Genomic DNA, 13,184 nt, shown 5'->3' on the forward strand with positions numbered 1-13,184 from the left:
ATACTATTTTATTTAGTTCGATTAAATCTGTCCACCTTTTTATACTAACACCATTTATAATTCTTTATTTTCTTCCAGTAAATATCTTTCAAAATATATTGATACTATTTTTAGAGTTTTTTAACAGACTTTCTCCAAAGAAAAATAAAATTAAGACTTAATTAAACTTTATTAAGCTCAATTAAGTCTTAGCATCTCTCCTTTAAACATTTATATATATTTTCAATTATAAAGCGAAACTAATGATTTCCCACATAATTCTTGTGTAAAGACAATCTATACTCTAATCACTTCTAACTTCAAGCTTCCTATAACCGGATAATGATCTGAAGGATAACTATCTCCTATTTTTCTTTTATCACTATAAAGATTTTCACAATGAAACTCTCTACTTATTAATATAAAGTCTATTGGCCCCACATCAACAATTCCTGTAAAATTATGAAAAGTTCCTATAATTTCATTTTCTATAGTTTCATATAAATTTATCACTTTAAACTTCTCATCTTCATAGCTTTTTATTATATTAAACACTTCATCTGTATCAACACAATTAAAATCTCCCATAATTAAAAAAGCTATGTTATCCCTTAAGTTATTCTCTTTGCATTTATCTAAAATTAGTTTAATTCCTTCCACTCTAGCCTTTTCACTAACATGATCTAAGTGAGTATTATAAACCATTATTTCTTCTAAAGTTTCCTTATTTTGAAATCTACCATAAGTGCATATTCTTTCACAGGCAGTCCCCCATGATTTACTTCCCACTATATCTGGAGTTTCTGAAAGCCAAAATTGCTTCCAATACTTTACTTCGATTTTTTTCTTATTATAAAAAATCCCGTTATATTCTCCTTTATCTTTTCCTTCTCTGCCTTCCCCAATATAAGCATAGTCCTCTAATTTATTTTCAAGATCTACAAGCATATGTTTTAACCCCTCTTGTGTACCCAAAATAATAGGATTATTATCTTTTATTACTCTTACAAGCTTTTCACAACGATTGTTCCACCCATTCTCTCCACTATCTACAAAATCATATTTTAAATTAAATGTCATATAATTCTCTTTCATTAATCATCTTCCCCTTTATGCTTTATTCTCATTTAAATTTACCATATATATCCTTTTAAAATCCAATATAATTTATTTATTCTATACTAAAAAAAGAATTAAATAAAATAATAAGCTCAGTAGAATGGAAATATTTCTACTAAGCTTATTTATAGATTTCTATTTATAAAAAATAAACGTTAAAGTTTTAAATTTTAAACTCTTTCTTTATCTTTTGATTGTCTACAATATTTCTTTATTTTTTTGTGTGATGCACCAAAAACTTCATAATTGTATCTAGCTTCCATTAATGTTATTCCATAATTCAAATCACTTATCTCATTGTCTCCATTGATAAACAGATCAATTTCCCAATAACATACTGGACATACATATGCAAGTGCATCTCCTTTATTTGGAATTGTCATGTATCCACAGCAAGGACATTGTGAATCTCCTATTATTTCATTATAACTACTATTATTCTCTTGGCTTTCTTCTGGATTTATTTCAGGTAAAAACTCATATTCTAAATCATTCATATATTCACTCCTAAATTAGTCTAATCAATTAAATTTATCTAAATATTATATGATACTCATATAGAACAAATTCAGCTTAATCTTTAAACTAAAAATCTCATTTACTTGCACTCTGTGAAAGTTCTGCTACCCAAAAACAAGTTTTGGAGCATCACTTTTGATATGGTTCTCCGTAACTATCTCAAATAAGGTTTTTCCATTTTATTCTTGTGTATATAATCTACATAATTATGGTATAATTCTAAAATAATAAATTTTGAAATCCCGTAGTAGGATGGCTACGGTGGTTGTACGTATTCCCACCTTGGGTTATTGGTGATTATCATCATAACTTAAGGGGGTAGTATTGGATATGCTTGAATTGATAATAAAGAATTTTGTTGTTATTTATATAATTAGATTAGTTTTAAAACATAATCTTTTTATTCATTATTTAAAGATTTCAATAAGATTTATTGGTCTTGATATTGAAATTAAAAGCAAACAAAAAGATGCTCCATCCAACAAAGACTAGCATCATTTTTGTTAACATATTAGTTTAAATCCAATAGCCCTAAAACTAAAAACGTTCTAAGGATTGCTTAGTGTTGACGCACTAAGCTTTTCTTATTTACACCTCTGTGTAAATTCAAATATCCAAATCATAGATTTGAATTCTTACTTATATTATATCAAATTTTTATAAAAAATAAACATAAATAATTTTTCATCCTTATTGATTGAATCTTAGTTTTTTATTTTTAATTATAAAAATCTCTTTCTACTTCTTCTATTTCTATAATCCCCTTCTCTTCTGCCACCTCTAAATCTTGGTCTATAACTATCACCTTTTAAGAAATGTAGTTTATCCTTACATGCTCTACATCTTTCACTTGGATGATCCCATGATAGCTTTTTCCCACAATCAAGACAAACTCTCTCGTGACTTAGTAAGCTTGTTAAAAGTAGATTATTTATTTTATTTGCTGTATATTCTTTTTCTTCAGATATATACTCATTATTTATAAGTAGTTTAAAGTTTTTTGAGAAGGAATAGTTAAGCTCTAGTGATTTATAGTAACATTCAAGTTCATCTAGTTCTTTTTTCGTATTTACTATTTCATTAAGCTTTGGTCTTTTAAGGTTTACTGTACCTTTGCTGTACATAATACAGTACTCTTCCCATAGGGCTACTATCTTTTTATTATTTTCTTCAAAAGGAATTGTTGCCATCTTTAAAAGATCTTCTTTTGAAGCCTTAACATTAAGAGCCTTTAATCTATTTAAAAGGAATACTATAGTTGTTATATCTGGCTTTTGGAAGTACCCTTTAACTGGTGCTAAACTCCATGTTTTCAATGCATCTATAATATCAATATCTAACTCTAAAAGAGAATCTGGAATTTCTACATAGCATTTTTCTATTTTATTTGATCTTGCCTTTAATGCTGATTTTATTAAAATTCCATCAGATGTTGATGCTACATATCCTTCCTCATAAATTCCTTTACGCCCTGCTCTTCCTGCTATTTGTTTTATTTCTGAAACCTTTAGTTTTCTTTGAGAGATTCCATCAAACTTTCTTGTTTCTAGGAATACAATACGCTTTATAGGTAAATTCACTCCCATCCCTATAGCATCTGTACATACTATAACTTCTGTTTCTCCATCTAAGAATCTTTCAAATTGTTTTTTTCTTGTACTATATGGAAGTGATCCATATATAATACTTGTCTTTATATTATTGTTTAAAAGTTCTGCTGAAACTGCAAGTGCTTTCTTCTTACCAAAAACAACTAATGCATCACCTTTTTTAATATCTGTTTTAAGGTTAAACTTTTTATCTTCAAATATTAAATCAGTATCTCTTTTATGATTAACTATTTCATAAGTATCATTACAATCTTTTATAAGCTTTACTATAATATCCTTTGCTTCTGGTGCCATACAAATATGTATTTCCGGTGCTAAAACACCTATTATAGCTCTCGTCCAAGCCCACCCTCTTTGCTTGTCTCCAATCATTTGGGCCTCATCTATTACACAAATATCATAAGGCATTCCTAATTGAAGCTTTTCTATTGTTGAGGAAACATGGGATGCATGATTTTTTATATCCTCTTCTTCTCCTGTTAATAATGAACAACGGATATTTTGAGAATTAAGTTTATCTTGAATCTCTAAAGCTAATAATCTAAGTGGGGCTAAGTATACACCTGTTTCTGCATCCATAAGCCTTTCAATACTTGAATATGTTTTTCCTGTATTAGTTTCACCAACATGAAGATAGAAATGTCTTTTCATTTCTCTAGCTTCTTTATATTCATCTATTGGATTATCTAGGATTATCTCTTTTATCTCATCTCTAACCTTATTTTTTACATATATATTTTCTGATGTCCAAAGTAACCCTTTGATACAAATCCATGGAATACATTCCCCTTGTAGTTCCATATCATAAAGATTTGGAGCTTTTGGATTTTCAATAAGATAATCTTTAAATATAGCATTTTCAATTATAGCTACTTTTTCGATTAAGCTTTTTACTAAGTCTTCCTTTTCCCTAAGTTCTTTACTGAAACCTTTTAAATTAACGCTTTTATAATATCCAAATATCAATTCTCTAGCTTCATTTAAAAATAGGTTCATATGCTCTTTTGTTTTATAAACATTTGTATTAATAAGATTTTTTACATATTTATCAAAAGAATTTACTATCTTAACCTTTAGTCTATTTACTCCTTTTGAAACTATTGTAGCTTCCTTAGAGTTTTCTATCATAAGATTTATTAAATCTTTTTCTTCTTCACTATTATCAGAAACTACAACCTGTTGTGAGTACTGGTTTTTAACACCTAAAAGCTTACAACCTTCATCATATATATCCAATAAAAGTTTATTTTCAATAACTGCTACTTTTGAGGAAACATTACTTCCCCATCTTGTTTTATAAGCATTTCCTATTTCAGTTTTAATTTGCTCTTCTAAGTTAATCTTTTTATTTTCATCTAATTCATTTAAATCTATATCGCAATAAACTTTTCCATCTCTTGATCTTTTGTACCATCTAACACTATTAAATAAGAACTCTCTAGTATATAACTTTTTAAAATCCTTATATAATTCGCCCTTTCTAGTTTCCATTGATTCTTGGACTTTTTCATGTAAAACAGTAGCTACATCCTTTGGAATATACTTATATATAACCTTAGAATCTTCTGTAATTTTTGCTGGAATATACTTTGATCTTCCTTTAATATTTCCTGAAAATTCACTTTCATCTAATTCTTTTATGTAATCTCCCTCAAATGATAATTCATCTAAAAAATCTTTCACATACACATAATCATAAATATTAAAAGGTCCATTATCCTCTAATATAACTCTTGACTCTCCATCTCTCTTATCAAAACTTGAATCATCAATCTTAACCTTATGCATTGTGCTTATATAATGATGTATTTCCTTTATCATTTCAATCATAAATTCATTATCTATGTGCTTATTTATCTCGTTTTTAGTTTCTTTTCTTAATGTACACTTCATTGAACTCATATTATCACTTCCTTTGTATATATAATTCCCTCTTAATTTTTATTAATTAATAATTTCACCTTTATTGTTATCTAACTTTTTATTCCACTTTTTAATATCTTCTTCTGTTTGTTTCATCCAATCTACTTTTTCTCCAACTATTTTTAAAGGAGCTTCTGATCTATATGAACAAGTTAAATTCCCTGGAAACTTCTTATCAGTTACATTTGGATCACTTTCAAATTCTCCTGTTGGTTCCACGATATAAACACGCTCTCTTCCATCTCCTTTTGCTAAAGATGCTGCAAGCCCTGCTCCATTAATATTAGACGTAAAATAAATATGATTCATCTTAAGATTATCCTCATAATTTGAGTTTCGTCCTGCTACAAGCAAATCACCAACTTGTAAGTCTGCTTTAGTCCCATGATAAAAAGGTCCTTTATCATAAATTTTATTTTTATATGACTCTGCTAACTCATAGTTTTCTTTTGCTTTACTATTATCGCCTAATTCTTCATAGCATTTTGAAATACTTAAATATATCCCTGGAAAAGCCGTCTTAACAGTATCATCATTTGAATCTTTAGCATACTGTAATGCTTTTTCCATCCATTCTAATCTACTTAAAGAGTCCTTTTCATACTTTGCTACATTATAAGCTACCATAAATTTTTCAAATTCATCTTTTGATTCTTCTAGTGCTTGAAAAAATATTTCTCTGCCTTCTTCACATGCTCCTTTTTCTGACATTCCCATTCCTTGCATGCATAGTCTAATAATCTTATTTTTTGGATTAAATCTACTACTCATTTAATCGCCTCATTTCTTAATATAATTATATAATAGTAATACATATATGGATATATATCTAGACTTATATTTCCATATTCGATATGATATAATTAACTTAGGGAGATAGTTTAATTACTATCTTCTTTTTTTTATTTCTTATTTTCTAAGTCTTAATTTAATAATTCTTTATATTCTTCCCAAGAAATGTACTCTCCACCCATAGATTCTAAATGTTCTGTATGAAACTGACAGTCTATAAATTTAAAGTTTCTTTCTTCTAAAAATCTTGCAAGATATATCAATGCTATTTTTGATCCACTTGGAATTTTTGAAAACATACTTTCTCCAAAAAATAATCTATCAAAGCAAACTCCATATATTCCTCCAACTAAATTTTCTTCTTGCCATACTTCCACACTTAATGCATACCCTTGTTTATGTAAATTTATATATGCTTCCTTCATTTCTTCTGTTATCCACGTGCCTTCTTTAACTTCTCTAAGTTCCTTGCAGTTTGTTATAACTCCTTCAAAATCTTTATTTACTGTTACCTGAAAATCCTCTTTATTTAATCTTCTTTTCATAGATTTTGAAACCTTTATATTTTCTGGTCTTATAATATATCTTTCCTTAGGACACCACCAAAGGATAGGTTCATCATGGCTATACCATGGAAAGATTCCATTTTCATATGCTAAAAGTAATCTTTCTAACTTTAAATCTCCACCTACAGCTAAAAGTCCATCTTCCTCTGCAAGTTCTGGCATAGGAAAAGATATCTCATCTTCACTTAATCTATATATCGGCATATTTTCACCTCTTTTCTTCTTTTCTATAATAAAATGGACTTAAAATCTAAGTCCATTTTATCCATGTATCTTTCTAAAAAGAAAATAAATTTTCTATTGAAAGTAATGTTCTTGTATACGCTACATTATCAAACTCATTTTCCTTTAAGTATTCTAAAATTTCTTCATTAAATGTTTTATGATGTCCTATCTCCTTAGAGAACTTTTGTATAACAAAAATTATCTCTTCTTCTTTTAATTCTTTCTCTATAGATAATCCTATAAGATAAAACTTAATAAACTCATATTTTACTATAAGCATTAAATAACTATCAAATATACTCTCAATTTCTGAAAAAGGAAATAGACTACTAAATATATAGTTAATCAAATAATTCTTTAATATGCAACTCTCTTCCACATACTTTTCTTCAAATTCTTCATATATTTTAATTTTTTCTTCTGCTTCTATACTCTCATAATTTCTTAATACCCTTTTTGTTAATTCCTTAAAGTCTTTTCTATCGATATTTTTCTCTATATCTAAAACTCCTAATATTTCTTTAAATAAGTTTATCTTAATTAAATTTTCTCTTGTATCCTTATTTGGGAATTCTCTGTTTTCTATGCTAAAACTTTCTATTCCCTCTTTTAAACCGTCATAATTTTCTATAACTTCATTTTCAATTTCATCTATAAATTCACCTAATACATATAGTCTCTTATTTATACTTATGTTTTTATCTTTTATAATCTCTAAAGATTTTTTTCTAATTTCATAGAAATATTTTGTTGGTAGCCAATTTTCTTCTACTGTATCTAATGTATTATTAATTATGATTTTTTTTATTTCTTCATTCTTTTCTTCTATTTCAAACTCTCTTTCTTTTAAAAGAATTATTCTAGCTGCTTCTATACATGCTACATCTAATGAGTATTCATATACACCATCAACTTTATTTATAACTCTTGGGAAAACTGTACAAACATTTGAAAGACATTCTTCCCCTAGGTTTGAATGAATTACACAATAATTTTCTCCATCTAAAAAAGGACATCTCTTTCCTTCTTTTAATTTTACTTTTCCATAGTCTAATTCTTCTTCTTCACACTCATCATTCAACTGAATATTATCCATTAAATATACTTTCATAGACTCGTCTTGAACTTTTTTATAATCTAAAAAAGTATCCTTATCTATATCTACATCCCAACCAATACAACAACTGTCTTCACATCTTCCACCTATACATTTAAACTCTTTAAAATAGTCTAGGCTTCTTTTGTTTACTTTATTATTCATCTCTTACTTCATCTCCATTACTTTTAACCTTACATTTCGACTCATTAATTATACCTTTTTTTCTAATATTTGTCTTGGAAGCCCGCCATATTTCTTAAATTTAGAGTGTATGGCCTCTATTCTCTTTATATTAAATTTAATCATATAAAGATTTACCTCTAAATTATCTAAAGCTTTTTTACTTATTTTCCTTAATTCCATTATTTTAAAATACTCTTCGCTTCTAAGCTTAACTTCTTCTAATTCTCCTTCTATTTGCAGTCCACAAAGTTTATTAAATCCTTCAAAGTCATTATATATTCCTACTGAAGCATTCTTATTTCTATAAAGGTTAGCAAACTTTACACCTCCTTCTGAAATAAAATATAGTGCTTCCTTATATAAAATATACTCTAAAGGAGTTCCCCTTTGCTTATCTCCATATCCTGTAGCTAGGACACATGTATTTTTCTCCTTTATAAAATCATATACTATCTTCTCTACTAGCTTTTTATCTAATGATTTTCTTCTAATCTCTATTTGCTTTTTTATTTCTAAAGCAATTTCTATTACACACTTTTCATCATAAAGATTTAAATCACCAAAAGGAATTTGAAGTCCTAACTTTTCACCTATATTTTCACAAAAAAATTTCAACCCCTTATAGTCAGCTTTGGTCAAACTCTTTACCCTTATCTCCCCATATAAAGATGTCTTCATTACTAAAGCTCCATCTAAATCTTTTTGCATTTTATTTAAGTAATCTAATCCCCTTTCACCAACCATATTTATAGCACAGCCATAGACCTTTTTTTCTTTAAGCCATTCTTTATTCTCATCTATAAACTTTTCTACAGATGGTAGTAACCTTTCTATATAAACTGGTGAAACAAAAATAAAATTATCATAATTTTCTTTATACTTTAACTTAAACTCCTCTGGTCTTATAGCTTTTGAATAGCCTATTATCCTTTGAAAAATATCTACTACCTTTTTTGTGTTTCCATACCTACTATCATAAATTATTAAATTATACATTCCCTTCTCCTCTTTAATTAATCTCTTTATAATAATCTATTCTCACGCCTTCTTTATGCTAATATAGACACTCCATTAAATTTTCTTTATACTTTAATAAAGATTAATCTAAAATTAGGAAGGTATTAAAATGAATACAAAAATTTTTTATTATACATCTACAGGAAACTCTCTATATGTAGGTGAAAGAATCTCTAATGAATTAGGCGATTGTGAATTAATTTCTATGGCTAAAGCTTTAAAAGATTCTAAATTTAAATATGACTGTGATAGAGCTATTTTCATATATCCTGTTCACTGTTTTGGCTTACCTATAGTAGCCTTTGATTTTCTTAAAAGTCTAGAATTAAGCCAATGCAAGAAAATTTATTCAATTGCTGTAAGTGGTGGTGGAAAAGGGGACAATACTTTTAGACAAGTAGATTATTTAATCCAAAACTATGGTAAAATCCATAATTTCTTTACTTTAAAATACGTTTCTAACTATATAAAAGCCGGAAGACCTGCAACAGAAGAAAGAGTTATTGAAACTGATGAGAAAAATGAACCACTAATAGATGACATTATAGAAAATATAAAAAATAATTTCCCAAGTCCTGACCATATATCAAAGAGTAAGGGATCTTTAACTAATAGAACTTGGAGAAAATTCTTTAGAGGTAAAAACAATAAATTCACTGTTAATGATAACTGCATAAACTGTAAGATTTGTGAAAAAGTCTGTCCTGTAGCTAATATAACTATGGAAAATGATAAGCCTACATGGGGTAAAAATTGTACTGATTGTATGGGTTGCATAAATCTTTGTCCTAAAGAAGCAATTAACTTAAGTAAATCAACAATGAAAAAACCACGTTACAAAAATAAGCATATTTCTTCATCTAAATTATTTATAAATTAAAAACTATTGTATGCTATAATAAAAATAAATTTTATTCTATATATTAGGGAGGTACCATCATGATACTTTATCATGCTAGCGGAGAAATTGTAGAATTTCCTGAAGTAAGAAAGAGCAAGTATACAAAGGATTTTTCTTGGGGATTTTATTGTACTAACAATCTTGAACAAGCTAAAAAATGGGCAAATAGGAATAGATCCTATCCTTGTGTTAACCACTATACTTTTGAAGCAAAAGAAAATTTAAAAATATTAAAATTTGAAGATATGACAGATGCTTGGTTAGATTTCATTGCCCAATGTCGCAAAGGACTAGTTCATGATTATGATATTGTGGAAGGTCCTATGGCAGATGATACAGTTTGGAATTATGTTAATGATTTTTTAAATGGTGATATTTCTAGAGAAGCTTTTTGGGAACTATCAAAGTTTAAATATCCTACTCATCAAATTAGTTTTCATACATTAAAAGCTCTAGATTGCATAAAATTTGAAAGGAGTGAATTAGTTGATGACTAGTAAAGATAAAGATGATTTATTTTACGTTTGCTCTTTAATTGAATTTTTAAGAAGAAAAACTAAAAATCATATTAAAGATATAATTAAAATATTAGGTTCTAAAGAAATTAAAAGACAATTACATTTGGCTGAAGTCAATCATTCACTTTCATTTGAACAAGTAGCTGATGAATTAATTCAACATTTTAATATTAAAGATGGTTCATTTGATTCGGTTTCTAACTGTAAATATACGGTTCCAACTTTTTTATCTATCGGGAAAGTGTATCAAACATTAATTATAAATATAAGAAGAGATGATGAAGATTTATCCGAATTAATTTGTACTGTTCTTACTTCTTTTATCTGTGATGAAATTTCTAATTTCAATTCATCAGTATATTACAGTAATCCAGATTATTTAAAATTTAGTTACCTTGAAGGAAAATTACTTCCATAAAATATAAATAGGCTATCGCATAACGATTAGTTAAAATCGATTAAGTGATAGCCTTAATTATATCATTTATGCATTTTCACAAATTATACCAATATAATATTAAATAAACTATACCAGTGGTACTATTTATATATTAAATAAGGGGGATATAAGAAAATGACTGCTAGCAATGGAGCAATCCTTAGATACTTACTTGCAATTATTATCTTCGTTACATTTATTGCAATGATAGTCTATTTTTTCATTGCTTTAAAAACTAAAAATTATACAAAAGCTAAAATATTCGGGAGTATTTATATATTCTCAAATACATTACGACTTATACTAGAGTATTTTAATCTATATTAATTTGAAGCTTTGTTTTATATCCTGCAAATAAAAACCACCTTATAAAAATAAGTATATTCTAGCATCTAAGCTATTTATAGTTTAGATATTAGAACAAGTGTATTTTTATTATATTTTGCATATGATGAATATAGATATTACTATCACTCTAAAAGGAGAGTACTTATGGATATGAGCATATTAAAGTCTATTTTTAAATGTATTTTATTTGGAGTTATTTGGGCTACAGTATTATTTGTAATTGCACTTATAGTTACAAATTACAAAAATTATGCTCTTAAAGATGTGCTTTTTGTTGAAGGAATATTTTTCATTATTTTTGGTATTCTTTCATCTCTTAAAGGAAATTCTTTAGGAATACCTATACAAGGACTTGGACAATCTAACGCTCAATATATTACTAATGCAAATCTTCATGCTACAGATTTAGAAACAAATAAATTTAAAGGTATAAAGACCACTTTATCTATAGGTTTAAGTGCAGTTTCTTTTATGATTGGTGGAGTTATTGCCATTATAATAAACTTTATACTTTAATTTAAATTACTTAAAACATTCAAAAAGCTTAATGCTACTGCACTAAGCTTTTCTTATTTTCATCTTTATATAAATTAGACTGTTTATATTAAATATTTTTTGATATCATCAAAGGATTTTACTTCTAGACCATCTGATAATTTTTCACCAACATTATTTTGTTTATTGAACCAAATTGAAAAAATCTTTGCATTTTGAGCTCCAATTACATCGTATCTAAAACTATTTCCAATATACCAAACTTGATTATGCTGTAAGTTCAATTTCTTTAATGCTAATTCAAAAATTCTTTTATCAGGTTTTCTAAAGCCATATTCACTCGTAGAAATTACAAATTCAAATCTTTTATCATCTATTCCATAACTTCTTAGTTCTTCTCTTATGGCCTCTTCTGAAAATGTTGAATTACTTAATATAGCTTTTCTAATCCCCTGTTCTTCTAAAAAATCTAAAAATTCAAGTGCTTCTGGCATAGCTTGTCCTCTAAATGCAAATTTATTAAATATATTCTCTACTTCTAAAGGCTTTAACTTAAATGATATATTATGCATTTCGTAAAGAAATCTTTGAAAACTTCTCATAGTAAATTCAATGCCACCATTTTCCCTAGCTTTATTAAAATCCTTTCCCATCTCAACTGCATATTTTTGTATTTCATCTGCAGTTATTGAATGAGGATTATTTGCCCATTTTAAAAGCTCTTCCGTTCCTTTTAATGGGTTATTTTCATGATATTCAATAAGAGTATCTCCTACATCAAATAATATAGCTAACGGTCTATCCATTTTGTAGCCTCCTTAGATTTTCTATAATCTCAGCTTCTCATTAGTTTTAAGCTAAATACATTAATAGTTCTAAAATTTCCTTCTAAATTACTTTAAGACGATTCTAAATTTTTGGCCCATATAAATAAAATCTAAAAGGTTTATATAGTCTTCATTTATATATCCAACTATATTTCTTCTATTATCTATTCTTATATCTTCCTTTGCAATTAAAAGTTCACCTTTATAATTTAAATACCCATCATTGTTTAAAAGAACTGTTCCTCTTTTTACAACAATAGTTTCTTCTCTATCTTTTTTAATTTCTGTGTTTTTAAACTCTACTCTACTATAAGAGTGTCTTATAACACTTTCTCCACTTTCTTTTCTATCAGAAAGACTTTTTTCTATAAAGCTTTTTTCTATTTCTGTAAGCTCTCTAAAAGTATCCATTTTTAATACTACTTCGCTACTATTTACTCTAGTTAACGCTTCTAATTCTTCATCTGTTGCAAAAGCATTTCCTATTATAATATCATCTACTCCAAACATCTTTAACTCTTGTCCTTGAGCTAAAATATCTAAATGTCTATGCTTCTCTAAAGTTGGAAGCCCGTCATTTGCTGGCCATGGTCCTTGCATTCCACCTTTTGTAGCATTTACAAA

General features: G+C 27.4%; 15 protein-coding genes. 6 read left to right on the forward strand and 9 right to left on the reverse strand.

What is annotated here, in order from left to right; genetic code table 11:
- Positions 1–276 precede the first annotated feature (276 nt).
- Both Q0W06_RS17415 and Q0W06_RS17420 read right to left on the reverse strand, forming a co-directional pair.
- Positions 277–1,074 carry an endonuclease/exonuclease/phosphatase family protein gene (locus Q0W06_RS17415; RefSeq protein ID WP_297638715.1) on the reverse strand — a complete coding sequence of 266 codons (798 nt, stop codon included), beginning with the start codon at positions 1,072–1,074 and terminating at the stop codon, positions 277–279.
- Between the two features lie 194 nt (positions 1,075–1,268).
- On the reverse strand, positions 1,269–1,595 hold the full coding sequence (locus Q0W06_RS17420; protein ID WP_297638718.1) for a CPCC family cysteine-rich protein: 327 nt from the start codon (positions 1,593–1,595) through the stop codon (positions 1,269–1,271).
- Positions 1,596–1,947: 352 nt separating this feature from the next.
- Here Q0W06_RS17420 and Q0W06_RS17425 point away from each other — a divergent pair, with 352 nt between their 5' ends.
- Positions 1,948–2,109 carry a hypothetical protein gene (locus tag Q0W06_RS17425; RefSeq protein WP_297638756.1) on the forward strand — a complete coding sequence of 54 codons (162 nt, stop codon included), beginning with the start codon at positions 1,948–1,950 and terminating at the stop codon, positions 2,107–2,109.
- A 230-nt stretch (positions 2,110–2,339) separates the two neighbouring features.
- On the opposite strand, the gene Q0W06_RS17430 is transcribed toward Q0W06_RS17425, so the two are convergent.
- The 5 genes from Q0W06_RS17430 to Q0W06_RS17450 form a co-directional block, all read right to left on the reverse strand.
- Positions 2,340–5,129 (reverse strand): DEAD/DEAH box helicase, encoded by a 2,790-nt coding sequence (locus Q0W06_RS17430; RefSeq protein ID WP_297638722.1) that lies wholly within the window; start codon positions 5,127–5,129, stop codon positions 2,340–2,342.
- A gap of 42 nt (positions 5,130–5,171) precedes the next feature.
- On the reverse strand, positions 5,172–5,921 hold the full coding sequence (gene arr / locus Q0W06_RS17435; RefSeq protein ID WP_297638725.1) for an NAD(+)--rifampin ADP-ribosyltransferase: 750 nt from the start codon (positions 5,919–5,921) through the stop codon (positions 5,172–5,174).
- A 152-nt stretch (positions 5,922–6,073) separates the two neighbouring features.
- Positions 6,074–6,712 carry a leucyl/phenylalanyl-tRNA--protein transferase gene (gene aat, locus Q0W06_RS17440; protein WP_297638728.1) on the reverse strand — a complete coding sequence of 213 codons (639 nt, stop codon included), beginning with the start codon at positions 6,710–6,712 and terminating at the stop codon, positions 6,074–6,076.
- A 73-nt stretch (positions 6,713–6,785) separates the two neighbouring features.
- A complete protein-coding gene (fliB, locus tag Q0W06_RS17445) occupies positions 6,786–7,994 on the reverse strand; it encodes a flagellin lysine-N-methylase (RefSeq protein ID WP_297638731.1) in 1,209 nt (402 codons plus the stop codon).
- Positions 7,995–8,042: 48 nt separating this feature from the next.
- Positions 8,043–9,011: a flavodoxin domain-containing protein gene (locus tag Q0W06_RS17450; protein WP_297638734.1), complete on the reverse strand. Its 969-nt coding sequence runs from the start codon at positions 9,009–9,011 to the stop codon at positions 8,043–8,045.
- Positions 9,012–9,141: 130 nt separating this feature from the next.
- Between Q0W06_RS17450 and Q0W06_RS17455 the strand changes: the two genes are divergently transcribed.
- From Q0W06_RS17455 to Q0W06_RS17475, 5 genes are all read left to right on the forward strand, one after another.
- Positions 9,142–9,912, forward strand: a complete 771-nt coding sequence (locus tag Q0W06_RS17455) for an EFR1 family ferrodoxin (RefSeq protein ID WP_297638737.1) — start codon at positions 9,142–9,144, stop codon at positions 9,910–9,912.
- Between the two features lie 59 nt (positions 9,913–9,971).
- Entirely contained in the window at positions 9,972–10,430 is a 459-nt protein-coding gene (locus Q0W06_RS17460; RefSeq protein WP_297638740.1) for a DUF3990 domain-containing protein, read from the forward strand.
- The gene (locus tag Q0W06_RS17465) at positions 10,423–10,869 is read left to right on the forward strand and encodes a hypothetical protein (RefSeq protein ID WP_297638754.1); all 447 of its coding nucleotides are present in this window, start codon (positions 10,423–10,425) and stop codon (positions 10,867–10,869) included. The genes Q0W06_RS17460 and Q0W06_RS17465 overlap by 8 nt, the downstream gene beginning before the upstream one ends.
- Positions 10,870–11,025: 156 nt before the next feature.
- Positions 11,026–11,217: a hypothetical protein gene (locus Q0W06_RS17470; protein ID WP_297638743.1), complete on the forward strand. Its 192-nt coding sequence runs from the start codon at positions 11,026–11,028 to the stop codon at positions 11,215–11,217.
- A gap of 165 nt (positions 11,218–11,382) precedes the next feature.
- Entirely contained in the window at positions 11,383–11,754 is a 372-nt protein-coding gene (locus tag Q0W06_RS17475; protein ID WP_297638745.1) for a hypothetical protein, read from the forward strand.
- 83 nt (positions 11,755–11,837) lie between these two features.
- On the opposite strand, the gene Q0W06_RS17480 is transcribed toward Q0W06_RS17475, so the two are convergent.
- Positions 11,838–12,539 (reverse strand): HAD family hydrolase, encoded by a 702-nt coding sequence (locus Q0W06_RS17480; protein ID WP_297638748.1) that lies wholly within the window; start codon positions 12,537–12,539, stop codon positions 11,838–11,840.
- Between the two features lie 87 nt (positions 12,540–12,626).
- The coding region (locus tag Q0W06_RS17485; RefSeq protein ID WP_297638751.1) for a phospho-sugar glycosidase domain-containing protein at positions 12,627–13,184 on the reverse strand (558 nt) is incomplete at its 5' end.

The sequence above is a fragment of the uncultured Clostridium sp. genome, from assembly GCF_947072515.1.
GTDB lineage: Bacteria > Bacillota > Clostridia > Clostridiales > Clostridiaceae > Clostridium.